Source organism: Sporolactobacillus caesalpiniae, assembly GCF_040513385.1.
In the GTDB taxonomy this organism is placed as follows: Bacteria; Bacillota; Bacilli; order Bacillales; family Sporolactobacillaceae; genus Sporolactobacillus.
Window position 1 is genome coordinate 67,446 of record NZ_JBEVCB010000003.1, and the last position, 21,673, is coordinate 89,118.

Annotated in this window: 20 protein-coding genes, 3 tRNA genes and 1 pseudogene; 17 read left to right on the top strand and 7 right to left on the bottom strand. The window is 42.6% G+C overall.

The features are described 5' to 3' along the window. Positions 1-146 precede the first annotated feature (146 nt). From ABWW58_RS06460 to rlmH, 10 genes are all read left to right on the top strand, one after another. Positions 147-223 (top strand) — tRNA-Met (locus ABWW58_RS06460). Positions 224-226: 3 nt separating this feature from the next. Then, positions 227-302, top strand: a tRNA-Asp gene (locus ABWW58_RS06465). Between the two features lie 10 nt (positions 303-312). Next, positions 313-385, top strand: a tRNA-Phe gene (locus ABWW58_RS06470). A 306-nt stretch (positions 386-691) separates the two neighbouring features. Further along, complete coding sequence (gene yycF, locus ABWW58_RS06475; protein WP_353868356.1) at positions 692-1,411, top strand: response regulator YycF; 720 nt, start codon at positions 692-694, stop codon at positions 1,409-1,411. Then, positions 1,404-3,218, top strand: a complete 1,815-nt coding sequence (gene walK / locus ABWW58_RS06480; RefSeq protein WP_353868357.1) for a cell wall metabolism sensor histidine kinase WalK — start codon at positions 1,404-1,406, stop codon at positions 3,216-3,218. The genes yycF and walK overlap by 8 nt, the downstream gene beginning before the upstream one ends. A gap of 1 nt (position 3,219) precedes the next feature. After that, complete coding sequence (locus ABWW58_RS06485; protein ID WP_353868358.1) at positions 3,220-4,539, top strand: YycH family regulatory protein; 1,320 nt, start codon at positions 3,220-3,222, stop codon at positions 4,537-4,539. Further along, positions 4,536-5,351, top strand: a complete 816-nt coding sequence (locus ABWW58_RS06490) for a two-component system regulatory protein YycI (RefSeq protein ID WP_353868359.1) — start codon at positions 4,536-4,538, stop codon at positions 5,349-5,351. Before ABWW58_RS06485 ends, ABWW58_RS06490 begins: the two co-directional genes overlap by 4 nt. A 43-nt stretch (positions 5,352-5,394) precedes the next feature. Next, positions 5,395-6,189: an MBL fold metallo-hydrolase gene (locus ABWW58_RS06495; protein WP_093671054.1), complete on the top strand. Its 795-nt coding sequence runs from the start codon at positions 5,395-5,397 to the stop codon at positions 6,187-6,189. Between the two features lie 329 nt (positions 6,190-6,518). Next, the gene (locus tag ABWW58_RS06500) at positions 6,519-7,757 is read left to right on the top strand and encodes a S1C family serine protease (protein WP_353868360.1); all 1,239 of its coding nucleotides are present in this window, start codon (positions 6,519-6,521) and stop codon (positions 7,755-7,757) included. 515 nt (positions 7,758-8,272) lie between these two features. Beyond that, the gene (gene rlmH, locus ABWW58_RS06505; protein WP_093671057.1) at positions 8,273-8,752 is read left to right on the top strand and encodes a 23S rRNA (pseudouridine(1915)-N(3))-methyltransferase RlmH; all 480 of its coding nucleotides are present in this window, start codon (positions 8,273-8,275) and stop codon (positions 8,750-8,752) included. A 146-nt stretch (positions 8,753-8,898) separates the two neighbouring features. Here the strand turns inward: rlmH and ABWW58_RS06510 are convergent, their stop codons facing one another. Further along, a complete protein-coding gene (locus ABWW58_RS06510) occupies positions 8,899-9,339 on the bottom strand; it encodes a hypothetical protein (RefSeq protein WP_353868361.1) in 441 nt (146 codons plus the stop codon). A gap of 805 nt (positions 9,340-10,144) precedes the next feature. Here ABWW58_RS06510 and ABWW58_RS06515 point away from each other — a divergent pair. The 3 genes from ABWW58_RS06515 to ABWW58_RS06525 all read left to right on the top strand — a co-directional run bounded on the left by ABWW58_RS06515 (position 10,145) and on the right by ABWW58_RS06525 (position 12,280). Then, the gene (locus ABWW58_RS06515) at positions 10,145-10,543 is read left to right on the top strand and encodes an ArpU family phage packaging/lysis transcriptional regulator (RefSeq protein ID WP_249099405.1); all 399 of its coding nucleotides are present in this window, start codon (positions 10,145-10,147) and stop codon (positions 10,541-10,543) included. Between the two features lie 135 nt (positions 10,544-10,678). Continuing rightward, complete coding sequence (locus tag ABWW58_RS06520) at positions 10,679-11,080, top strand: phage holin family protein (RefSeq protein WP_353868362.1); 402 nt, start codon at positions 10,679-10,681, stop codon at positions 11,078-11,080. 12 nt (positions 11,081-11,092) lie between these two features. After that, positions 11,093-12,280 (top strand): phage tail tip lysozyme, encoded by a 1,188-nt coding sequence (locus tag ABWW58_RS06525; RefSeq protein ID WP_353868363.1) that lies wholly within the window; start codon positions 11,093-11,095, stop codon positions 12,278-12,280. Between the two features lie 240 nt (positions 12,281-12,520). Here ABWW58_RS06525 and ABWW58_RS06530 read toward each other — a convergent pair whose 3' ends face one another. Further along, on the bottom strand, positions 12,521-13,060 hold the full coding sequence (locus tag ABWW58_RS06530; protein ID WP_204988010.1) for a hypothetical protein: 540 nt from the start codon (positions 13,058-13,060) through the stop codon (positions 12,521-12,523). Positions 13,061-13,336: 276 nt separating this feature from the next. Beyond that, positions 13,337-13,678 carry a hypothetical protein gene (locus tag ABWW58_RS06535; RefSeq protein ID WP_353868364.1) on the bottom strand — a complete coding sequence of 114 codons (342 nt, stop codon included), beginning with the start codon at positions 13,676-13,678 and terminating at the stop codon, positions 13,337-13,339. A 63-nt stretch (positions 13,679-13,741) separates the two neighbouring features. Here ABWW58_RS06535 and ABWW58_RS17185 point away from each other — a divergent pair, with 63 nt between their 5' ends. Then, positions 13,742-13,834 carry a flagellar basal body rod C-terminal domain-containing protein gene (locus tag ABWW58_RS17185; protein WP_438271004.1) on the top strand — a complete coding sequence of 31 codons (93 nt, stop codon included), beginning with the start codon at positions 13,742-13,744 and terminating at the stop codon, positions 13,832-13,834. A 150-nt stretch (positions 13,835-13,984) separates the two neighbouring features. Continuing rightward, positions 13,985-14,335: pseudogene (locus ABWW58_RS06545) on the top strand (TatD family hydrolase). Positions 14,336-15,175: 840 nt separating this feature from the next. Here the strand turns inward: ABWW58_RS06545 and ABWW58_RS06550 are convergent. The 4 genes from ABWW58_RS06550 to ABWW58_RS06565 form a co-directional block, all read right to left on the bottom strand. Then, positions 15,176-16,333: an MFS transporter gene (locus tag ABWW58_RS06550; RefSeq protein ID WP_353868366.1), complete on the bottom strand. Its 1,158-nt coding sequence runs from the start codon at positions 16,331-16,333 to the stop codon at positions 15,176-15,178. Then, positions 16,330-17,127 carry a Cof-type HAD-IIB family hydrolase gene (locus ABWW58_RS06555; protein WP_353868367.1) on the bottom strand — a complete coding sequence of 266 codons (798 nt, stop codon included), beginning with the start codon at positions 17,125-17,127 and terminating at the stop codon, positions 16,330-16,332. Before ABWW58_RS06555 ends, ABWW58_RS06550 begins: the two co-directional genes overlap by 4 nt. Continuing rightward, positions 17,128-17,739, bottom strand: coding sequence for a sugar O-acetyltransferase (locus tag ABWW58_RS06560; protein ID WP_353868368.1), 612 nt, complete (start codon positions 17,737-17,739; stop codon positions 17,128-17,130). Positions 17,740-17,809: 70 nt separating this feature from the next. Further along, the gene (locus tag ABWW58_RS06565) at positions 17,810-18,682 is read right to left on the bottom strand and encodes a helix-turn-helix domain-containing protein (RefSeq protein WP_353868369.1); all 873 of its coding nucleotides are present in this window, start codon (positions 18,680-18,682) and stop codon (positions 17,810-17,812) included. Between the two features lie 315 nt (positions 18,683-18,997). On the opposite strand from ABWW58_RS06565, the gene ABWW58_RS06570 reads away from it, so the two are divergent. Next, entirely contained in the window at positions 18,998-19,981 is a 984-nt protein-coding gene (locus ABWW58_RS06570; protein ID WP_353868370.1) for a LacI family DNA-binding transcriptional regulator, read from the top strand. A gap of 242 nt (positions 19,982-20,223) precedes the next feature. Continuing rightward, positions 20,224-21,588: an SLC45 family MFS transporter gene (locus ABWW58_RS06575; RefSeq protein ID WP_353868672.1), complete on the top strand. Its 1,365-nt coding sequence runs from the start codon at positions 20,224-20,226 to the stop codon at positions 21,586-21,588. The last annotated feature ends 85 nt before the right edge of the window (positions 21,589-21,673 follow it).

Below are 21,673 nucleotides of genomic sequence, written 5' to 3' on the forward strand. Positions count from 1 at the left end.
TTCTCATTTACTCGCGGGTATAGGCCGCATGAGTTATGATTTTGATGCATGAAAAATTTAATTACAAAAAAAGGTTGCATTAATGAATTGACCATGATAAAATATTTCTTGTGCTGCAAAAAGACATGGTGTTGTATTGAAAATATCGCGGGGTGGAGCAGTCTGGTAGCTCGTCGGGCTCATAACCCGAAGGTCGTAGGTTCAAATCCTGCCCCCGCAACCAAATGGATCCGTGGTGTAGGGGTTAACATGCCTGCCTGTCACGCAGGAGATCGGCGGTTCAAATCCGCTCGGATCCGCCATTATTATTATGGCTCGGTAGCTCAGTCGGTAGAGCAGAGGACTGAAAATCCTCGTGTCGGTGGTTCGATTCCGCCTCGAGCCATGTTTTCGCCGCACATAAGCGATCATCGCTCTTAATAGAAAATATACTTAAACAGGACGAAGCCCTTGATCTAGCTCAGGGGCTTCGTTCTGTTTTCTTCCTTATGACATCATTATTGGGATTATGTTAAACTATAGAAGAAATGTCCGAGCACGTGTTATGGCGAAGATTCTATCACAAAACGCCATGAGCACAAATCGCGGAGCAAGTTGCGATCCGGATTACAAGATAAATGATGAGTACAGTAAAAAAAGCACACATTGCACGGGAAATAAATTCTATGGACTACAAAGGAGGCTGCACAAGTTGGAAAGTAAAATTCTAGTTGTTGATGATGAACAGCCAATTGCGGATATACTACAGTTTAATTTGGAAAAAGAAGGGTACGAAGTTGTATGTGCCTATGACGGTGAAGAAGCCCTTGAAAAGGTAGAGCAGGAAAATCCTGATATGATTCTGCTTGACGTGATGCTTCCGGTCAAAGATGGCATGGAAGTATGCCGCGAAATTCGAAAAACGCATAATATGCCGATCATTATGCTGACAGCCAAAGACTCGGAAATCGACAAAGTGCTTGGTCTTGAAATGGGTGCCGACGACTACGTCACAAAACCATTCAGCAACCGTGAACTGATCGCCCGAGTGAAAGCGAACCTGAGGCGGCACAGGCAGGAAGGCACCGAGGAAGAGAAGAAGCAAGGAAACAGTATTGAAATCGGCGATTTAGTTATTCACCTTGATGCCTACGTAGTGACCAAACGCGGGAAAATGGTCGAGCTCACCCATCGTGAATTCGAACTGCTTCACTATCTTGCGGATCATATCGGACAGGTTATGACTCGGGAAAATCTGCTTCAGACAGTCTGGGGTTATGATTATTTTGGTGATGTTCGAACCGTAGACGTAACAGTGCGCCGGCTGCGCGAGAAAATCGAAGATAATCCCAGTCGTCCGGCATGGATTATTACACGGCGCGGTGTTGGATACTATTTGAAAGAACCAAATCAGGAGACTAGTGATGAATAAGGTCGGTTTTTTTAAATCGATTCAATTTAAAATTGTATTAATCTATACGCTGCTTATTTTACTTGCCATGCAGCTGATTGGCGTCTACTTCTCCGATCGTGTTAAAACAATTACCTTGGACAGTTTTGAAAAATCGCTTGAGAGCCAGAGTCAGCTGATCTCTTGGAATGTCGGTGAAGCGATACGTGAGGCAAAGGAAACGAATGTGGATGATCCTGATCATGTGACGAACAAGATTCAGAACCAGCTGATTGAACTCGACAGCAATATTAGAGAAATTCAAGTGATAGATCCCAATATGGTCATTATTGCCGCAGATGAGAAACATGAGAACGTTGTTGGAAAGCGAACGACCAACCGGCTAATCATTCAGAATTTATCATCCAACGTAACCAATACAGATCGGTTTACCGATCAAAAAAACGGTGAACGCGTGGATGCTGTTACGACACCGATAAGAGTAGACAGTCAACATTATGGCACGCTCTATGTGGAGAAGAGTTTTGAAAGTGTCTATAGCCAGTTGCAGCAGATCAATCAAGTACTGGCCTCTGCGACAGCTTTCGCACTATTGGTTACCGCAGTTCTCGGTTTTTTCCTTGCGCGGACAATCACGCGGCCATTGGTGCAAATGCAGCGGCAGGTGCTTGCCGTATCACAGGGGAATTTTACGCGGAAGGTGAAAATGAGCGAGCCGGATGAAATTGGACAGCTTGCTACGTCATTTAACAATATGACCATGAAGCTCCGCGAGGCCAACGCGACGACTGAATCGGAACGCCGCAAATTGAAGTCGGTGCTGACCTACATGACCGACGGTGTCATCGCAACAGATCGTAAGGGAAATGTTATTTTAATGAATAACCGGGCCGAACAGCTTCTTAACGTATATCGTCATGATGTAACGGGAAACTCGATCTTGGATTTGCTGAAGATTCGTAAAGAACACAAGATCATGGATCTCTATGATTTGAACGATTCGATCGTACTCGATTTCAGTACGGACGATGAAACGATCCTTCTCAGGGCAAACTTCTCAGTTGTTAAGAAGGACAACGGTCTTGCGAATGGCTTAATCGCAGTCATACACGATGTGACGGAGCAGGAGCAGGTGGACATGGAACGTCGGGAATTTGTTGCCAATGTCTCGCATGAGCTCCGGACGCCGCTGACCACAATGAAGAGTTATCTGGAAGCATTACAAGACGGTGCGGTTGAAGACGCAGCGCTCGCAACGAAGTTTCTTGGTGTTACTCAGCGCGAAACGGAGCGTATGATCCGGTTGGTAAACGACTTGCTGCAGTTGTCTCGGTTGGACTCCAGGGATTATAAAATACAACTTGAACGGACTGACTATATCTCATTCTGTCAAAGTATCATTGATCGTTTTGAAATGTCCAAGAAGCAAAATATTGATTTTGTCCGCAACTTTCAAAAGGGATCCTTTTATGTCCAAATTGATCGTGATAAGCTGACTCAGGTAATTGATAATATTATATCCAATGCGATTAAATATTCACCGGAAGGAGGCACCATTACCTTCAAAATTACACGACGGGGTAGAAATGTCCGGACAATGATCAGCGATCAGGGTGTCGGTATTCCAAAAGAAAACTTGTCTAAAGTTTTTAATCGATTCTATCGTGTTGACCGCGCGCGTTCGCGTAAATTGGGCGGCACTGGACTGGGACTCGCCATTGCGAAGGAAATGATTGAAGCGCAGGGCGGAGAAATCTGGGCGGAGAGTGACTGGAACAGAGGAACGGCCATTCATTTTGTACTTCCGCTGGACAGAAGGGATCATTGAGATGCATCGTGAAGTATTCAAATCCTTATTGCTTGGTGCGCTCGTATTCGCAAGTGTCGCCATGACCTTCAACATACTATTCTATAAATCGGATTTTAAGAATTATAATCCAAATTCCACTAAAAAGGTAGCAATTGCCCAAGCGCGTAAGACTCCTGAAGTCATTCGTCCCAATCTAATGCTGGAACATAACAAAAATGGTGACTTTGGCCAAATCAGCCGTACCCAGATACAAAAGGCGTACACACTGCTTCGGGGGTCTGTTTTTAGTGTGCAGACGAACTATAGCTCTGGAATGGACAGTGGGGATAACGCTCTTTATAAACTCGTATTTCCAGGTCCGCTCACGTTCGGCGCGTTGAGCAAGGTATTTCAGTTTGACACCGGCGGCAAGTCATTAAGTGAGAACCACATACTTATTGACCGAGTTGAGGTCTTTCGCTCGACAAATGGCAGTATAACGGCAGTTTTCTATTCGCCAAATGAAAAAAGCAAGCTTTTTACGACAGTTGATCATTTGAATATTAATAATTTGAAAAATGTATATGCCAACGTAAATCTAAAACCATATGCTCGTCAGACTTTAAAAGGCAAGGTGGTCTATCTGCCACAAGAGAAAACGAAGATGCATTCCGAAGTGAGCTATTATGAGCAGCTCTCGCTGGAAGAATTCATTCCGATTCTTTTTACGACTGATCCCGATAATGTATTCCCTACAAAAGGAAAGACACAATATACCGATAGTGAACGGCAGATGGAGCGCACGAATAATATTGTCCAATTTGTAAATCCGGGTATTACAAGCACTGTGGAGGAGAGACAGGATCCAATCATCGGTAGTTTTGATTGGATGAACACTTATAAACTATGGACAGATGACTATATCTATCAAGGGACTTCATTGAAAAACTATCGTGGTGATGGAGCAGTCACTTTCCGTATGACTTTGGGAAATTATATGGTGTTCAATACGGAGGTTTATCCCAACTGGTATCTAAGTATGATTGAACTCACTTGGAAAAGCGGTGAATTAAGCAATTATAAGGGAACACTGCTTGATTTGAATCCGGTGGACAGTCAGGGGAGTATGGTGCTTGACTCAGGCAAGGAAATACTTGATCGTCTGAGCGATGCACATGTGGACGTGAATGCAATAGAAGATCTGTCCATAGGGTATGAATTGAAAAACCCTTCTTCTAACTCCGATCAATCCATTGTCGCAACGCCTGACTGGTTTTATAAAATGAATGGTCGCTGGAAATCTGTAAGTGACAAACTATTTCCTTCTCAGATAAACAATGGGAAGGAGGATCCGTCATGAATTGGAGCAGAACAAAATCAATTTTTATTATTTGTTTTCTTCTTCTCGATGTTTTTCTCGTTTTTGAGATGTATATGCGGCAGCAGGATGAAAATGTTGAACCTGTTGCGGATGGTAGCGCCATTACGCACAATTACAAAATGGAGACAATCATGCCTACCCTCCCTCAGAATGTCACATTCCTTCGAGGGACGCGGATTGATTTTAATTATCAAAAAGACGCGCTTGTTCAGCTCGCCAGCGGCAAGAATGACGCGAAAAAACAGAAAGTCAATTTAGAAGAAAATGGTCGGCAATTGACAGGGATGCTTGTGAATCCTATGATGCTTGGCGATGTTAAGAATGAGGATGTACAAAAATCCTTGCTTAACATGGTTTACCAAGGACATGAGTATAAGTTTTGGCGACTTGATCAAGGCAAAGAAACGATAAAATTCGCTCAAACCTATCAAAGTCGACCAGTATATGTCAGCACTCGAAATAAAGTGCAGATGCTTGATTTCATTGTTCAGAAAAACCAGGTAACGGGTTTCCGCCAAAGTTATTTAAAATTGAGCTCGAACAAACACAATAAAGTCGATCTCATTAACGCGGAACAAGCGATAAACTACCTGGCGGATCGGACGGATCTGGTTGGCTACAGCATGTTGCACATCAAGGCCATTGAACTGTGTTACTTGAATACGGTCGGTGTTGAGAGCACAGAGCCATTGATTTTTGTACCAGCTTGGCATATTGTCGCGCGTATCGACAGCAGAACGAACGATTACTTTGTTAATGCGGTAACTGGCAATGTTCAATCCATCAATTAAATAAGAAAGAATGGATAATTGGCCACCCTTGGGAGGGGGAGAAATGACGTTTAACTTTAGTGTACTGGCGAGCGGTAGTACGGGGAACTCGCTTTATATTGAGACAGAGCAGCAACGACTACTTATCGATTGTGGGCTGAGCGGTAAGAAAATGATTGAATTACTTGGACAAATTGGTCGCTGTCCGGAAGATATTGACGGAATTTTGGTCACGCATGAACATAGTGACCATATTAAAGGTCTTGGCGTCTTCGCGCGCCGATTCCATACACCTGTTTACGCGAATCGAAAAACATGGCAGGCCATGTCTTCAGGTATCGGGGAAATTCCTACGGAACAAAAATTTGAATTTGCGCCAAACACAACGCAGGATTTCGGTGGTTTAGCCATTGAATCATTCTCTGTTTCACATGATGCGGCGGATCCGATGTTTTATGTCGTGCATGACCATGAGAAACAATTGACGATTTTGACTGATCTCGGCTATGTTTCAACACATATTAAAGGATTAATTAAGAACTCGGATGCGTATATTATGGAAGCGAATCACGACACGGAAATGTTAATGATGGGGCGCTATCCGTGGAGCGTCAAGAGACGTATTTTAGGCGATACCGGTCATATCTCAAATGATGAATCCGGTCTTGCACTGACTGAGATGTTCGGAGACCGGACGAAAAAGATTTATCTCGCGCATCTTAGCAAGGACAATAATATGAAAGAGCTGGCGAGAATGAGCGTCGGACAGCGTCTGGAAAGCATCGGGCTCAAGCCGGGACGTGAAGTAGGTCTTTATGACACGGATCCTGACCACGCGACGATATTGACCGCAATTTAAGGTTTATTCGCGCGGAATTGTGGCTATTCTTTACATAGAACAATGGCAAATTTGCGATGCTTATAGAAATAGTCACATAATTTTTATAAGAGAGATTATCGGTGGTAAATTATTCATAAAGGACGTAACGTGAATAACTAAGGCCTCATAGGTATTTATACGGGTAGGAAAGTATAAAAGACAGAGAATTTAAGAAAACGAGTACAAGCGCCCGGCGAATGAAGCTTCTTCGCGAGAGGTTTAGCGAAGCTAAGTTTTCTAATTCTGATGAAGCCATGTGTTCTCAAGCTCCGAACATTTTTCATGAATTCAAAAGAGGAGGAATAGGTATGGGGTTCTATGATGACAACCATATAGGGAGCGATCCGGAATCCGACGGCAACTCCCAGCACCCACGTGAAACGCGTATGCACGGCGGATGGTTTTTTTCAGGCTTTATTGGCGCTATTGTCGGAATGGTCTGCCTTTTGATCTTTGCTCCAATACTATCGGATCTAGGCGTCTTCCCTTATCAGGTCTCAACGGGGTCGCAGAATACCAATAATGTGAGTAATCCGACCTTCAACCGGCAAGTGAATGTTAATGTAACTTCATCGGTTACCGAGGCCGTAGATAAAGTATCGCCTGCCGTTGTCGCCGTTATCAATCTGCAAAAGGCGAACTTCTTTGATAACAAGTATACCGAATCAGGAATTGGTTCAGGCATTATTTATAAAAAGGATAATCAGTATGCATACGTGGTTACGAACAACCATGTGGTGTCCGGAGCGGAGAAAGTGGAGGTTCGCTTGAATGACGAGTTGAAAACGAATGCCACTGTTTTGGGTAAAGACGCTCTCTATGACTTAGCGGTACTTCGAATTCCGGCAAAGAATGTTAAATCAGTCGCTGAATTTGGCAATTCGACAAAATTGAAACGCGGTGAACCTGCCATCGCGATCGGCAATCCACTTGGTTTCTCCGGATCCGTGACTGAGGGCATCATCAGTTCAACAAGTCGAACAATTCCCGTGGAGAGCAATAACGCCTCAATCGAAGCGCAGGTATTGCAGACCGACGCGGCGATTAATCCCGGCAACAGTGGTGGGGCTCTTGTAAATATTGCAGGACAGGTTATTGGCATTAACTCATCCAAGATTGCTACAACGGGAAGCGGCACGGATGAAGGCGTCGAAGGTATCGGGTTTGCGATCCCAATTAACGTTGCGAAACTGGTGATCAACAAGCTTGAGACAGGCGGTAAAATTGAACGGCCGATGCTTGGTGTCAGCATTGTCGACCTTTCAATGGTTCCGAATGAAGAAGCCAAACAGCTGCAGCTGCCGTCTGACGTAAAGACCGGGCTGGTTGTTACTGATGTTCAAAGCTCAAGTCCTGCTGCCAAGAGCGGACTGGAAGCAGGCGACGTGATTACGGAAATCAATGGACATAAAATTAAAAGCTACATTGAATTCTCCACATATATGTATACACAGCTTCGTGCGGGCCAAACAGTGACTATCAAGTATTACCGAATGGGCAAAGTGCATGATGCAAAGTTAAAGCTTGGAAGCAAAACCTTTTCTTAACACGTAAGAGCAGAACGAGTCAAAGGACTGAAACAATAGCCCTTTGACTTGTTTTTTTATGCACATGTGACTAAGTTTTCAGGGCATAGAAGTGAGAACAAGTTATGCGTGATTGTGGACAATTTGTGCACAGCAATAAACATTTATCCACAAGTTATGCACGTTTGAGGAAAAACTGTTCATAACTCTGAAAATTCATCACATTCAATTATGGTAAAATGAAGATATTTCGTAGGAGCAGCCTAGTTAATAGAAGTGAAAAGCGCGATAGTACAGGGGAAATCGCTATACGCAGAGAGTAGTGCATCACATAATTAGAGCAATGCGAATAAATAGTGAATTTCGACAAATAGTGACTTTTTATGATGAAAATAGTTATCCACATTCACCAAAATACATCATTTTTCGGTACGTATATCTTGTGGCAAACGAATGATTCCATACAGAATATAGAATTTGCCTGTGGATATGTGCATAAGTTCTGTGTATAACTCTAAATAAGGTTGGGATAAGTTGTGAATATCAGTATTTTAGTCGTGGGAAAGTTGAAAGAAAAATATTTTAAACAAGGGATTGAGGAATATGTAAAGCGGATGGGGCCCTATGCGAAAGTCGCGATCATTGAGGTGCCGGATGAAAAAGCACCTGAGAATCTCTCCGCAGCAGAAATCGAGCAGGTCAAGCAGGCAGAAGGCGCGCGGCTACTGAAGAAGTTGGCTGACAATGCCTATGCCATCGCACTCGCAATACAGGGGAAGCAAATGCCTTCCGAGGATTTCGCTGCAAAGATTCAAGAACTTGCGACCTATGGACACAGCGATATTGCCTTCATCATCGGCGGTTCGAACGGTTTGAGCGATGAAGTTCTAAGGAGGGCTGATTTCCAGCTCTCCTTCTCCAAATTCACGTTTCCGCACCAGCTCATGCGCCTAATTCTGATCGAGCAGATTTACCGCGCGTTTAAAATCATGCGGGGTGAGCCGTATCATAAGTAAATGAGGTTTTTTGGGGGGAGTCAGTGAATAAATATACATAAAGAAATTTTCGTAATGCGTAGTAGACAGCAACCGCCAAACTTCTGCCGACCTCTGCGCCCCGCGTCCAGCGACTTTCTAACGTGCCGATAGATAATAGGCATCGATCAATTCGGCGCTTGTGAGAAGCAGCTGCATACGGCGTGATGGACAATGCGTACATAGGCCAGCTTTTCGATCCGTCGGTAATCCTTTTCCAAAAACCGCACTGTCGTCCGTACACGGCCGAACGAACGCACCACCGAATATGTCGGATGGTTGTAATGACCGGCATACAAATGAGCAGATGACGCCCAATAATTGCGCTTAAAATACGGCGTAAGGGACTGAATGACCGGCGTCGTAATCAGCGCACTCCGGCAAAGATATTCAGCGAATCTTTCATGGGTGTGTCCGTGATATAGCTGACACGCGCCAGGCATTCGTTCTGCGTGACCGACAACACGGGTCGTATCCAATGGCGTTTGTTCGATCGTGTTTTTCGCGTGCGCTCTCCCTTGATTTCCTGCATCGATGCATCCTTCTCTCCTTTTAAGTCTGCGACACATTCTCATGGTCGCAGACTTAAAAGGAGAGGGACAGCCAAATAGAACCATGCGACACTTATTTCTTGCGCGAAGGCAGTCCATATTTCTTTTGGTGCTCTAAGATTTTTTGGATGAGTTTGTCCCGTTCCTGTTTAGTGAGCTTCTTCGCCATGGGTTATATCTCCTTTTAAAATTGGCATGGCAAAAAAGGTCAACAATTAGTCACATTAACTAATTGTTGACCTTTTTTAATAGGAGCATAGTGTACAAGGGTGCAAAATGGAGGGATAATGCTATGATCCAAACAAGATTTAAAGTTATTCTAGACTGGCCAAATTGCATATCAGGGGTTGATAATAACCAAAATATGTTGCTTGGCGCGTTACTTAGTCATGTGGTAATTATCTATTGACTATCGTTCGGCAATTATAGACTAGCTTGTCAGTAATATGACCAACACAGCAAAGGAAGGCTCTAAGAGAGCGGATAAATATACTTATCCAAATCCATCTCCATCACTCTGCTTTTCATGCGACGGTTATCAATTTATTTCGTAATTTTGAAAGGCCCATTGTTGCATCCTTGAAAGAATAAGTATTTTCGTGTATTTTAAATAACACGAACGTATGTTCCTGATTATGTGGATGACAGTATTTAGGCATGTTTTTGGCAAGGTTTAACAGATATAACGATTTATGATGGGAATAAGCACCCGGCACATCCCCTTTCACTCCTCTTGATGACATAGAAAACACATCATGTCATACTATCTTGAATTTTATGTATCTGAACATATGGAAAATACTAATTGAATCAGGTGGGCGAAATGAAAAGTGTTAGAAATCCTAGTGAAAAACAAGCGGTTATCGATCTAAAAGATTATCTTTATCGTTGCCAGTTGTTATTTGTGAAGATGACGCAATCGCCTTTTTTGTTTGATGATTATCATATTGAAATCAGTCGAGAATATTTTCATTTTCTTGAATTTGATGAAGTCAATCAGTTATTGAAAATTTATGCGGCACTTCAGGCTTTGGATATCGATGAACAGTCTATTGTGTTTTATAAATATCTTAGAAAGGCGTCATCTATGGATTTTGAAATACAAAACCGTCTGGCTATGTCTGAACGCACGTATTATCGAAAGAAAAAACGGGCTTTGACTAAATTGGCCATTGCTCTCCATTTACTTCCAATCAGTAATATTCATTGTTCTCTTTTGTAATAAAATTTTTATGTGGCAACAGTAGCGCTCCCTCAAGCAGAAAGTTGGGAGACCTGAAGCCAGAAAATCAGATAGCATGGGTTTTAGTTAAAACAGGCCATGTGTCTTGCGTGTCTATAAAAGAGGAGGGGTGAAATGAGTATGCAGGGTATGACTGTATATGTTTTTCTGGTCCTGTTAATGGGGCTGGATGTCATAGCAGGATTATTAAAAGCTATTAAAAAGAGAACGCTTCAATCGGATGCCGTTCGAGATGGACTGCTAAAAAAGTCAGGAATATTTCTGGCTCTGATTCTATCCTATGTCCTAGATCGTCTCGTAAATAACGGTTCGCCCGTTTTTCAAACAATGATGGTCATCATGGCCGTTTGTGACGAAAGTCTTTCGATTATAGAAAATCTGAGCTTTCTTGGCGTTCCTTTTCCAAAGGGAATTACAAGCCGGTTAAATAGTTTGAAGGAAAAATCAAGTGATATAGGCACGGACAATCAGGATGATCTTACTAAAATAAATAAGAAGAATAACACGGAATTATAACAATGGCAGTCTTTGCTCTACGCCGATATCTGGGAAGGTGGTGTCGGCCCAGGGTATGGCCTTGTTCAGTGGACACCCGCCAGCAAACTTATCAGCTGGTGTGATGCGCAAGGGCTGGATTACAAGGATATCGGTTCGCAGTGCGCGCGTATTGAATATGAAATGATGAACGGCATTCAATTCTATCCTTCATATTCTTATTCAATGACTTCGACCCAATTCATCACGAGTACAGAATCAGCTGAAACGTTAAGATTAGTGTTCCTTGCAAATTACGAGCGACCTAAGAATCCCGATCAGCCCCAACGTGGAGATCAGGCGCAGTATTGGTACAATCAGTTAGCCGAAGGCGGAAAACCATCAGCGCCAACCGAACCAACGCCAAGCAAACCTACGGATACCAACACGTATACTGTTGAATCCGGCGATACACTGAGTGGCATTGCGCTAAAATTCGGCGTCACGGTTTCGCAGCTACAATCATGGAATAGCATTTCTGATCCAAATAAAATCTACGTTGGACAAGTATTAAAGCTTAAACCGGATGAAAGCGATAATTCGGAGACGTCAAATACGTATGTCATCAAATCAGGAGATACACTGAGCGGCATTGCACAGCAATTTAATGTTACAGTATCGCAGTTGCAATCGTGGAACAATATTTCTGATCCAAACAAGATATATGTCGGTCAAAAAATTATTGTGTATAAAAACGGCGGGGGAACGGGTACAATGGTATACACTGTAAAATCCGGGGATACATTGAGCGCCATTGCGGAACGTTTTGGCGTAAGTTTAAGCAATATCGAGCAGTGGAATGACATTTCCGATCCCGACAAAATATACGTTGGACAAACTTTGAAAATGTACAGTTCCGGTGGCGGTGGTGGCAGTGAGATTTCTTATACCATTCAATCCGGCGATACGCTGAGTGGAATTGCGGCCAAGTTTGGTGTATCTGTCTCACAACTGCAGGCGTGGAATAGTATTGCTGACGCCAATAAGATTTATGCTGGAGAGGTGCTTTCCATTTTTACTTCGGGAGCCGGTGGTGGCGGATCACGGACTTATACCGTGGAATCTGGCGATACGCTGAGTGGAATTGCGGCCAAGTTTGGTGTATCTGTTTCACAACTTCAGTCGTGGAATAATGTTGCCAATGCCAACAAAATATACGCTGGTCAGGTATTGGTGGTCTGATATCGAAAGATCAGAAACCCATACAATTATTCTGAAGACAGAAGAAGATTAAAATTCATCGTGCTTAATTTAAAGGTGGTCTTAACAGGCAACCCCCGAATATAAAAACTGAGAGGAGTTCACCTCTCAGTTTTTATATTTCTGTGGGTTCTTTCAGAAGAAATCCATCTTTCCTTTTGTAATGTAAATGACCAGTCCACATTATTCGAAGACGACTTTTAGGATAACGAGGGGGATCTGTTAACCGTGAAAATTGCCTGTATATTGATCAACGGTTACATAAGGATTCTGCCCTGTATTATATTCTTTTACCCAGACCTCCCAAAGACCATTGCCTATATATTTATAGCGGCTGGGTGTTACGTGATAACCTTTATATAGGTCTTGTTCAAATTTTTTAACCCAAGCTCCCGTCGGTTTACTGGCAGGTTGAATTGCACTCGTTTGTCCGCTTGTAGTATTTGTACTTTCAGATGCCGCAGAATGGCTTGTTGATGATTCATTTGACTGGGTTTTGGTTGCAGTCCGACTTGATGATGCAGCGGAGGGGCTCACTGATTCTGTTACGCTGCTTGTTGAACTATCTGTTATCGGCTGGCTCGAACTCTCCGTAATCTCGTGACTCGACGAAGATGACACGTGAGATTGACCCGCAGGGGCTTGACTTTCTGTGTGTTTGCCGCTAGATGATCTGTTCGAATCTGAGTTATGATTCAAAAAAATAAACAATCCTCCAATTACAATCAGAATCGCTAACGATACTACCAGAACTCTTTTCATTTTTTCGACCTGCCTCCAAATGAACTACTAATTGCTAAATCTGGTTTGCAAGGAAGTTAGAATAGCCTGAACATGAGAGTGGTTTTAAAGAGAGAATCTTACCCGAGGATGTATGATTATTCATTGAATGATGAGGTTCCTGTCTTCAAAACATTATTAGTTTAGCATTCTCTGAATCGTAATGCAAAAATTCAAGGACAGTGAGCTTGACCAGAATTTCATTACAGTGAAAACAACAATATCCTAGTCGAGTTGTTCTAATTAGGTTTATCCTTTTTAATAGGAAGGTGTCGTTGCTATGATTATGTCCATACGTAATCCCTCCATAGCATGTGGATAGAGTAAATTAAAAGTAATAATGCCTTCAGAAAGCACTGAGATCTGGGCTTGTTTTGAAGAATAATCAACGTGAATGTCCGCAATTTTATGTGCGCCCACTGCAAACTGGCTGCCTTCCATGAACGGTGGCCCATGAAAGAGCGCGAGATGCCCGTAGCGCGCCGTTACCGCATCCATTGCGGCAGAGAGCCGCTCCTTTGCGCAGCAATGACCCGGAATAGGTCGAGTTGGTAAACAGACGCGTCCTAGAGCAGAGGGCGTCAGGCCGACACTACGCACCGGTTGGCCGTCCCACTCATTTCTGGAGCACTTGAAGCTTCGAATGTTGATCTAACCGATGAAATGACGGAGCTGATCAATGCGCAAAGAGCTTATCAATCCAACGCAAGAGCATTACTAGTGCAGATCAAATCCTACAAGAATTGGTACAGTTGAAAAGGTAAACATCAATCAAAATCCGGTGACGAGCAAACACATAATGCTTGTCACTTTTTTTCTTTAGTTTGTTTGGTCTCGTAGATGTGAAGAAGTATAGGATTTCAACCGCAGGAATCAACTTTAGGCGTTAGAGGTTTCGCAAATTTCTTGGTTTTAGCGAATAATGTAAGATATATTGGTGAAATTGGTCTAGATTTTTCCTCAAGTAGATATTTACCTAAGAATCAACAATTAGATTATTTCGAACAAATAGTTAAATTGTGTGCAGAAAATGATAAACTAATGTCTGTACATTTACGTAAATCCTAGAAGGCGGCGATAGACATTATAAAGAAATATAAACCATCAAAATGCATAATTCATTGGTTTACTGGTTCATCTACGCAACTAAATGCCGTTGTAGCCTTAAATTGTTATTTTTCCACAAATACTATAATACGACACACAGTAAGAAAGCAAAACCAAAGCTCTCACTTATTCCTACTAACAGACTCCTAGTAGAAAGTGATGGTCCCTTTACAAAAGTTCAAAGTTAATGGTAATAAATTCACATCCAAATTACTTTCATCAGCCTATCAATCAATAGCTGAATACTATGCGAACATTCTTGTTGAAAGAAGAAGATCTCAAAAAACACACCCCTTTGCCAAGCCAGTGAGAAACATGGAAAATTCGTTTCTCTTCCCATCTTTCATACTGACTCTCACCGGGACAATGCTATTTGTTGCAAGATACCTCTTTTCTATGAAACTTTTAAGTATTGAAAAAAAGCCTGAGCGGACCTCATCATCCGTACAGATTTTTGAATAAGTACATATAGCTCTAAAAAATAAAGCCATCGCTAAAATAAACTTTTTTATCTCTGTAATTCTATCTCCTATAATTGTGTCGTGATACTTTGAACGATATTATTCGATATTCAGACTGCACTACTGACGAAATACAGAGAGATGCATCAGTACATCAGCGACTCCATTTACATCACTAGAGGTTGTGACATAGATGGGACTCTTTGATTTCAACATCCGCATACGTCATTACAATCGGGATTCTTGTCAATTTGATGCCATGGGTACACCATGGCATCACTGAACGCGGCTGTTTGGTTCCCATAGAATTGTTCACTTGCCATATCGGTGCATGGCCTGATACAAGTTTAAGCAGGATTTTATGTCCCGAATTACTTGAACTGTAGTTGGAATGATATGTCCATGACTGTTAAGAAGAGTCCCGTCCGTATCCGAAAAAATGTCTCTAATCATATTTCAGCGTTCCTTTATTCAATACTTCAAATATTTTACAGCCGTTTGTCTCCTCTACTATTCTCATCTTAGTCTATCATTTATTCTTCTCCATATGAGGTTGCAGCACTCGGATCCATATGCATCCTGTAATCACAAGTAGACTACCAGTCACCCATAGTAAAGCATTTCCAGTAACATCATTCGGGCCGAGGTTGCCGAGAAAATTCCATACCACCGGTGCAAAGAAGGCACTAATCACAGTGGCAATCGTCAGATAACTACTCAAAGTATCGACCTGATCATCAGCAAGCCCAAGATTACTGCGAAATACCAGATATGGTCCGGTGTACGAATAGATATAGTTGAAAAAGACTGCGGCGAGGATTGCAACTACTTGGTTCTTAGCAAGTAAGAGCACCGCAACAGAAACCGCAGCACCGCCATAACCCAAAACGAGCGTATATTGACGCAGTCGGCGGTAGACCAAGCCAAAGGATAGGCCAGCAATCAGGCCGCCAATATTCATTGCAGCAAGCGTCCAATTAACTACCGACGCATCTCCGAATCCTCTCGTCAAAAATAGACTGGGCAGTTTTAGCTGAACGCCCCAAATCAACAAATATGTGATAAAAGCCAGTCTGATAAAACGCCAACGTTCATTGTTTAAGTGACTACGTACATGCTCATGTGTATCCGTCTCCCCGACTGCTGGGACAAAGCGCCATACACCAACTGCAACAACGCCCAAAAGCAGATATATAAGGAATACTGATCGCCAGTTCAACGCCACCACAACGCCAGCCAACGCAAGCAACAATGCATTTCCTAAAGCGGATAGCCCCGTCTGATAACCAAGCAATCGTGTGCGAAACTCCCCGGTGTATACATGAGCAATCAGCCCAATGGCATGTGGTGAAAACAGACCAATGCCCAATCCGAGCGCAAGGCGGCTGACCATAATCAGTGTAAAATTTTTGATCAATAGGGGAATGACTCCGGCCCAAGCAGCAATCAGCAACCCCGTGATCACAACACTGCGACTGCCGTAGCGATAGGTCAACTTTGGATTCAGTAAAAGTGTCGCCAGAGCGCTAAGATTCGCTGCTGTTACAAGCCATTCAATCATAGTCGTCGGCATCTGCGGGTATGCATGTTCCAGTTGAGGAATTATCCCGGTGATAATCGTTGAAACGCCACCAACCATCGAAATGCTTAAAATGCTGACCGTTGTCGTGAACCGAGATTGACTCAAAATTGTTTCTCCAGCAGTTGGTCAATAAAGCTGAGAACGCCTTGCGACTGATTATCGGTCGTCTTTGCCTTCGCTACAGCGGTAACAGCCGGTTGAGCATTTTGCATCGAAACGCCGAGTCCAACTTCTCTAATCATTTCAAGATCGTTCCCACCATCACCAAATGCACACATTTCACTCAGATCGATTCCAAGAACTGTTCCCAATTCCCTTAGCCCTGCAGCTTTGTTCATCCCTAACTGAATGACATCAATATCGCCATGTCCGCTACTTGTCGGTTCAGCTAATCCGATTAACATGATTCGCAGACGTGCGACAATATCCTCAGTCAGTTCAGGCGGGCAAGTGATCGCGAACTTCAAAACATTATCGTCGATATGGTCAAAATCTTCTACAACAGTCAATTGATGGTAGTAGCGATGCACAAACTGAATGTGCGCTTCACCTTCGCTTGCTCGTGCATAGGCACTCTTCTGCCCACATACGAGTATCTTCAATTCTGGGATCTCAATCAACTTAGGCAAGATTTGCTTGACGGCTAGAGAACTGAAGGCATGCAGCGCATAGACTTGCTTTTCATCAAGAATGTACGCACCATTCTCAGCAACATAAATTGTATCGGGATAATCTTCAAAAAAGGACTTCAATTGAAAGTATTGGTTCCCACTCGCAACAACAAAGTGAACGCCTTGTCGTTGCATTTCCGTATACAGCTTCGAAAAATGGAGACGATCATAACTCATGTCGTCGCGTAAGAATGTGCCATCCATATCAGTTGCAATCAACTTAATCATTTACGTTCTCCTCAGATAGGCGCGCTGCTCAGCTTTCCAATACGCTTCATCATTATCGGTAATCGGTCGAATGACGCGTGCGGGGTTTCCTGCAACAACCACGTTATCAGGAACATCTTTTGTCACGATTGATCCGGCACCGATCACAACGTTACTGCCGATCGTGATACCTGGACAAATTACCGTATTTCCGCCGATCCAGACGTCATTTCCAATTGTGATTGGATGTCCATATTCAAGATATTCGTTCCGTACACTTGCAACAATTGGGTGTCCAGCAGTATATAGCGAGACGCGTGGTCCCAGCATAACATTATCTCCAATGATGATCGGCGCAATGTCTAAGAAAATGCAGTCATAATTTGCATAAAATCGTCTTCCCACATGCAAGTTGGAACCATAGTCCGCTCGCATCGGCGGTTCGATGTAAGCGTCATTGGTCGGACAGTCAATCATTAAGTTAAGTAACTCGTCACGTTCTTCACTCTGCTCCGGTTGTGTGCCGTTATAACGCCAAGTCAACTGCTTCGCCTTCAGTCTCATTTGCACCAATTCAGTATCGTTTGAGTCGTATAACTTGCCCGCGAGCATTAATTCACGTTCTGTTGGCATAAAAAAACCTCCTGTAAAATCGATTACAGGAAGTAGATTAGCATATTTATCAAGCCCTTAAGGGACAATTTCAAAGGCAACTGGTATCATTTTTGTGATAACGTGCATACGCCTGTCGATACTCAGTCGGCGTCATGCCTTTCCATGATTTAAAGTTGCGATTAAATGTCTTACCATTGGTGAATCCGGATTCGGCGGCAATATAGTCAACCGTTTTATCCGTTTCGAGAAGTAGACGCCGCGAGTTCATTAAGCGAACCAAACGAATATAGCGATTTACTGACATCTGCAGATTGATATTGAACTGTTGATTAAGTGTTGTCAACGAGACATGGAATTGTTCAGCCAGCATTGTTCCAGTCAGCTGTTGTGCATAATCCCTATTGATTGCGTTCATGACAGTATCAATTAGAGGTGGATTAGGATTGGCGTCTTGCGCAATCATGGGAACCGTAAAAGACTCTCCCAATATTGCCAATATCATGAAAAAATGACCTAAAATCGACATCCGTGAAAGGTCTGTTACCTGAGAACTGATAAGATCGTGAATCGCGATAAGATGCTCCCGAATTGCTCCATAGGAAGCCCGATTGGTCTGTGACGAGCGACTGCCCTGTAGGGTAATCTGCCAGTTAGTACTGGCCGGAAACTGTGACTGGAGAATGTTATCATCGATGATAAAGCCAAACTCTGACCAGTTTGCCTTTGAAGGACCAGTGACACTATGAATAACGCGACGGTTAACTGCCCATACATCTCCTGGATGGTATTCATTTGTCACACCATTTGTCACGAACTTCAATGTTGCACCGGACATCAGGCAATTCAGTTCGATTCCTTGATGCCAATGTGGAGAAACATTAATACTCGTTAACGGATCGTGTTTATAGTATTTGAACGGCAGTCTAGGCGTGAGTTGAACATTTTCATGCTGTATTGTCATGTCTTATCACCTCGCTTGAAGATATAGGGTCACCGGAGCATTAAGAGCCTTGCATAACATTAAAAGCATAGCACATTCGAGCTTTGAACGATTAATCAACCGTTTTACCAGTAAGCGATAGAACAATAATAGTTCTAATTACTTTCAATAATAACTCCTGAGTCAGCAAGTTACTAAGACAGGTGTTATGGTAAACGTTTATTTTTTTTATAATACCGCATTTCTTGGACCACATTACAGAGAACAATTTTTTGAGAATCCCATGCAACGGTTGCATGAATTTCTGCTATAATGAAGTACACGGGAGGAATATTGATGGTAACCATTCGGGATGTAGCAAAATATGCTGGTGTATCTGCATCAACGGCATCACGCGCCATACGGAATAGTTCACTAATCAGCCCAGAAACACGAAAAAAAGTGCAACTTGTTGCAAAAAAAATGAACTATGTTCCAAATTTCAACGCACATAATCTAGCAACTAACGCCAATAACACTGTTGGTATTGTTTTCCCAGTTGATAAGGATGATTTGTACCAAAACCCCTTTTATACTGAATTAATTGAAGGCATTAATCAGGAGTTAACACCAAAGCATTTTTTCATGACGGTGGCTTTAGGTGGTACCATAAAGGAATTGAAGCAAACTATCAAAATAATGATTGAAAATAGTAAAATTGAGCAATTCATTTTATTGTATTCTATTGAAAATGATCCTATTTTGAAATATTTGCAGCAACGAAAAGCAAAGTATGCTGTCATTGGAAAGCCCTATACTAACGCCAATAGCATCCCCTATGTCGACAATGATAATGTCAATGCTGGATTAGATGCAACGGAATATTTGATAAACAAAGGACATCGTCAGTTAGGTTATGCTTTTACTAGTAGATACCGATTGGTACAAACAGACCGAATGCTTGGTTTTCATGAAGCAATTCGTCGCAATGATTCTTATGGTTATGATCTGGAACTGTGCAGTGAACGTTTTGGTACCGCCATTAAGGAATACTTGCAACGCTATCCAGACATTTCTGCCATTTTGGCGAGTGATGATATTTTAGCCTTTCAAGTCCAAAAAGCTGTGCAGCGAATTGTCCCTGAAAGGCAGATTGAACTGATGGGATTCAACGATTCTTTATTTGCTAAATTAGCCGAACCGAAAATCAGCACCGTACAAATTTATCCGAAACGACTTGGCAAGGCAGCCGCACAGTTGATTATTCAGCAACTCGAGCAGGAATCGAATGAACCTTTCGAAAAAATGATTGTACCCTATAAAATCATCGAACAAAATTAATTAAAAAATGTACTGGCGGATTTGGTTCGCCAATCGAGCAGTTAGTTCGCCTAAACCGCGAAGGAGCTGCTTTTTTGTTGGCTTTTTGATACACTCGACTGTCCCTTCGTAAAAAAATCTTTAAAAAATTAGTTGCAACCGGTTGCATTTTTTTGTAAGCCGTTACATAATAGATTATGCAAGTAACGAACATTATCCTTTTTAAGGCATTGTTGTTCGATTATGAAGGAGGAGAAAGAATGATGTATCAAGAACAACCCGTTAAGACCGATGTACAAAGCACCGAACAGAAATTACCAAGTCTCCCGTTCAGTACGATTTGGATGATTAGTTTTGGGTTTTTGGGCGTTCAAATGGCATTCTCATTACAAAGTTCAAATATGGGACGGATCTTCCAGACGATCGGCGCAGATCCTACTAAACTCGGTTTCTTCTTTATCTTGCCTCCGCTGGCAGGTTTAGTTGTTCAACCCTTAGTTGGTTATTTTTCCGATCGCACGTGGATACCAAAACTTGGCCGTCGTATCCCTTATCTGCTCATCGGAGCTATTGTTGCCGTCGTTGTCATGTGCCTATTGCCTAATTCAGGCAGTTTTGGTTTTGGTTTTGGTTCAATGACAGCACTGACATTTGGAGCCATCACGATTCTGTTCATGGATCTGTCATCGAACGTTGCTATGCAACCGTTTAAAATGATGGTTGGCGATATGGTTAACGAGGAGCAAAAAGGGTTTGCCTATTCTATTCAAAGCTTTCTCTCAAACAGCGGCGCTGTGCTGGCTTGTATTTTCCCCTTTGTTTTAACCGTGCTGGGCACGTCAAACAGTGCACCAAAGGGCGTTGTTCCTCAATCAGTTGTTATTTCATTTTATGCGGGAGCAATTATTTTAATTGTCTGCAGTTTAATTACGATATTCAAGGTTAAAGAGTATTCACCTTCTGAGTATGCATTCTATCACGGGATCACAAATAAACCTGCTCAGAGAGAAAGTAACATTTTCAAACTGCTTGTCCATGCACCAAAAGTTTTCTGGACCGTTAGTATCGTGCAACTCTTTTGCTGGATGGGTTTTCAGTATTTGTGGACTTACGGCGCAGGTGCCGTTGCTAAGAATGTTTGGCAGACGATTGATCCAACAAGCGCAGCTTATCAAGACGCCGGGAACTGGTTTGGTATTTTATCAGCTGTGTATTCATTTGCTGCCGTTTTGTGGTCACTTGTCTTGTCGCGCCTGCCAAATGATAAACGCAAATCGGCTTATGCCTTCAGCCTGTTGCTAGGCGGTATCGGTTTTGGCTCAGTATTCTTCATTCATAATCAATGGACGTTGATCGTTTCATTTATCTTGATCGGTATAACCTGGGCTGCTATGATGACATTCCCATTCACAATACTGACTAATGCTTTGTCTGGCGAGAATATGGGAACGTATCTCGGACTGTTCAATGGAAGCATTTGTTTGCCGCAAATTATTGCATCCTGTGCAAGCTTTGCCTTATTCCCGACTTTTGGATCATCGATGCCGTCAATGATTTTATTTTCAGGTGTTATGCTGATTATCGGTGCATTCTCTGTTTCAATTATCAAAGAAACCTATGCAGAATAAGTTAACCAGCAATATTATGAGTAACCAACCTTTTATATAAGTGTCAATATTAAGTGAAACCGTTTAACTTTTTGCTTGACAAATG

What these genes read in the sequence shown, in the direction of transcription:
- ABWW58_RS06520 (WP_353868362.1), top strand. Translation starts at nt 10,679, where the DNA reads ATGAGTATGCAGGGTATGACTGTATATGTTTTTCTGGTCCTGTTAATG.
- ABWW58_RS06575 (WP_353868672.1), top strand. Translation starts at nt 20,224, where the DNA reads ATGTATCAAGAACAACCCGTTAAGACCGATGTACAAAGCACCGAACAG.
- ABWW58_RS06555 (WP_353868367.1), bottom strand. Translation starts at nt 17,127, where the DNA reads ATGATTAAGTTGATTGCAACTGATATGGATGGCACATTCTTACGCGAC.
- ABWW58_RS06495 (WP_093671054.1), top strand. Translation starts at nt 5,395, where the DNA reads ATGACGTTTAACTTTAGTGTACTGGCGAGCGGTAGTACGGGGAACTCG.
- ABWW58_RS06485 (WP_353868358.1), top strand. Translation starts at nt 3,220, where the DNA reads ATGCATCGTGAAGTATTCAAATCCTTATTGCTTGGTGCGCTCGTATTC.
- ABWW58_RS17185 (WP_438271004.1), top strand. Translation starts at nt 13,742, where the DNA reads ATGACGGAGCTGATCAATGCGCAAAGAGCTTATCAATCCAACGCAAGA.
- ABWW58_RS06490 (WP_353868359.1), top strand. Translation starts at nt 4,536, where the DNA reads ATGAATTGGAGCAGAACAAAATCAATTTTTATTATTTGTTTTCTTCTT.
- ABWW58_RS06530 (WP_204988010.1), bottom strand. Translation starts at nt 13,060, where the DNA reads ATGAAAAGAGTTCTGGTAGTATCGTTAGCGATTCTGATTGTAATTGGA.
- ABWW58_RS06500 (WP_353868360.1), top strand. Translation starts at nt 6,519, where the DNA reads ATGGGGTTCTATGATGACAACCATATAGGGAGCGATCCGGAATCCGAC.
- ABWW58_RS06510 (WP_353868361.1), bottom strand. Translation starts at nt 9,339, where the DNA reads ATGTGTCGCAGACTTAAAAGGAGAGAAGGATGCATCGATGCAGGAAAT.
- ABWW58_RS06560 (WP_353868368.1), bottom strand. Translation starts at nt 17,739, where the DNA reads ATGCCAACAGAACGTGAATTAATGCTCGCGGGCAAGTTATACGACTCA.
- ABWW58_RS06570 (WP_353868370.1), top strand. Translation starts at nt 18,998, where the DNA reads ATGGTAACCATTCGGGATGTAGCAAAATATGCTGGTGTATCTGCATCA.
- ABWW58_RS06565 (WP_353868369.1), bottom strand. Translation starts at nt 18,682, where the DNA reads ATGACAATACAGCATGAAAATGTTCAACTCACGCCTAGACTGCCGTTC.
- ABWW58_RS06515 (WP_249099405.1), top strand. Translation starts at nt 10,145, where the DNA reads ATGAAAAGTGTTAGAAATCCTAGTGAAAAACAAGCGGTTATCGATCTA.
- walK (WP_353868357.1), top strand. Translation starts at nt 1,404, where the DNA reads ATGAATAAGGTCGGTTTTTTTAAATCGATTCAATTTAAAATTGTATTA.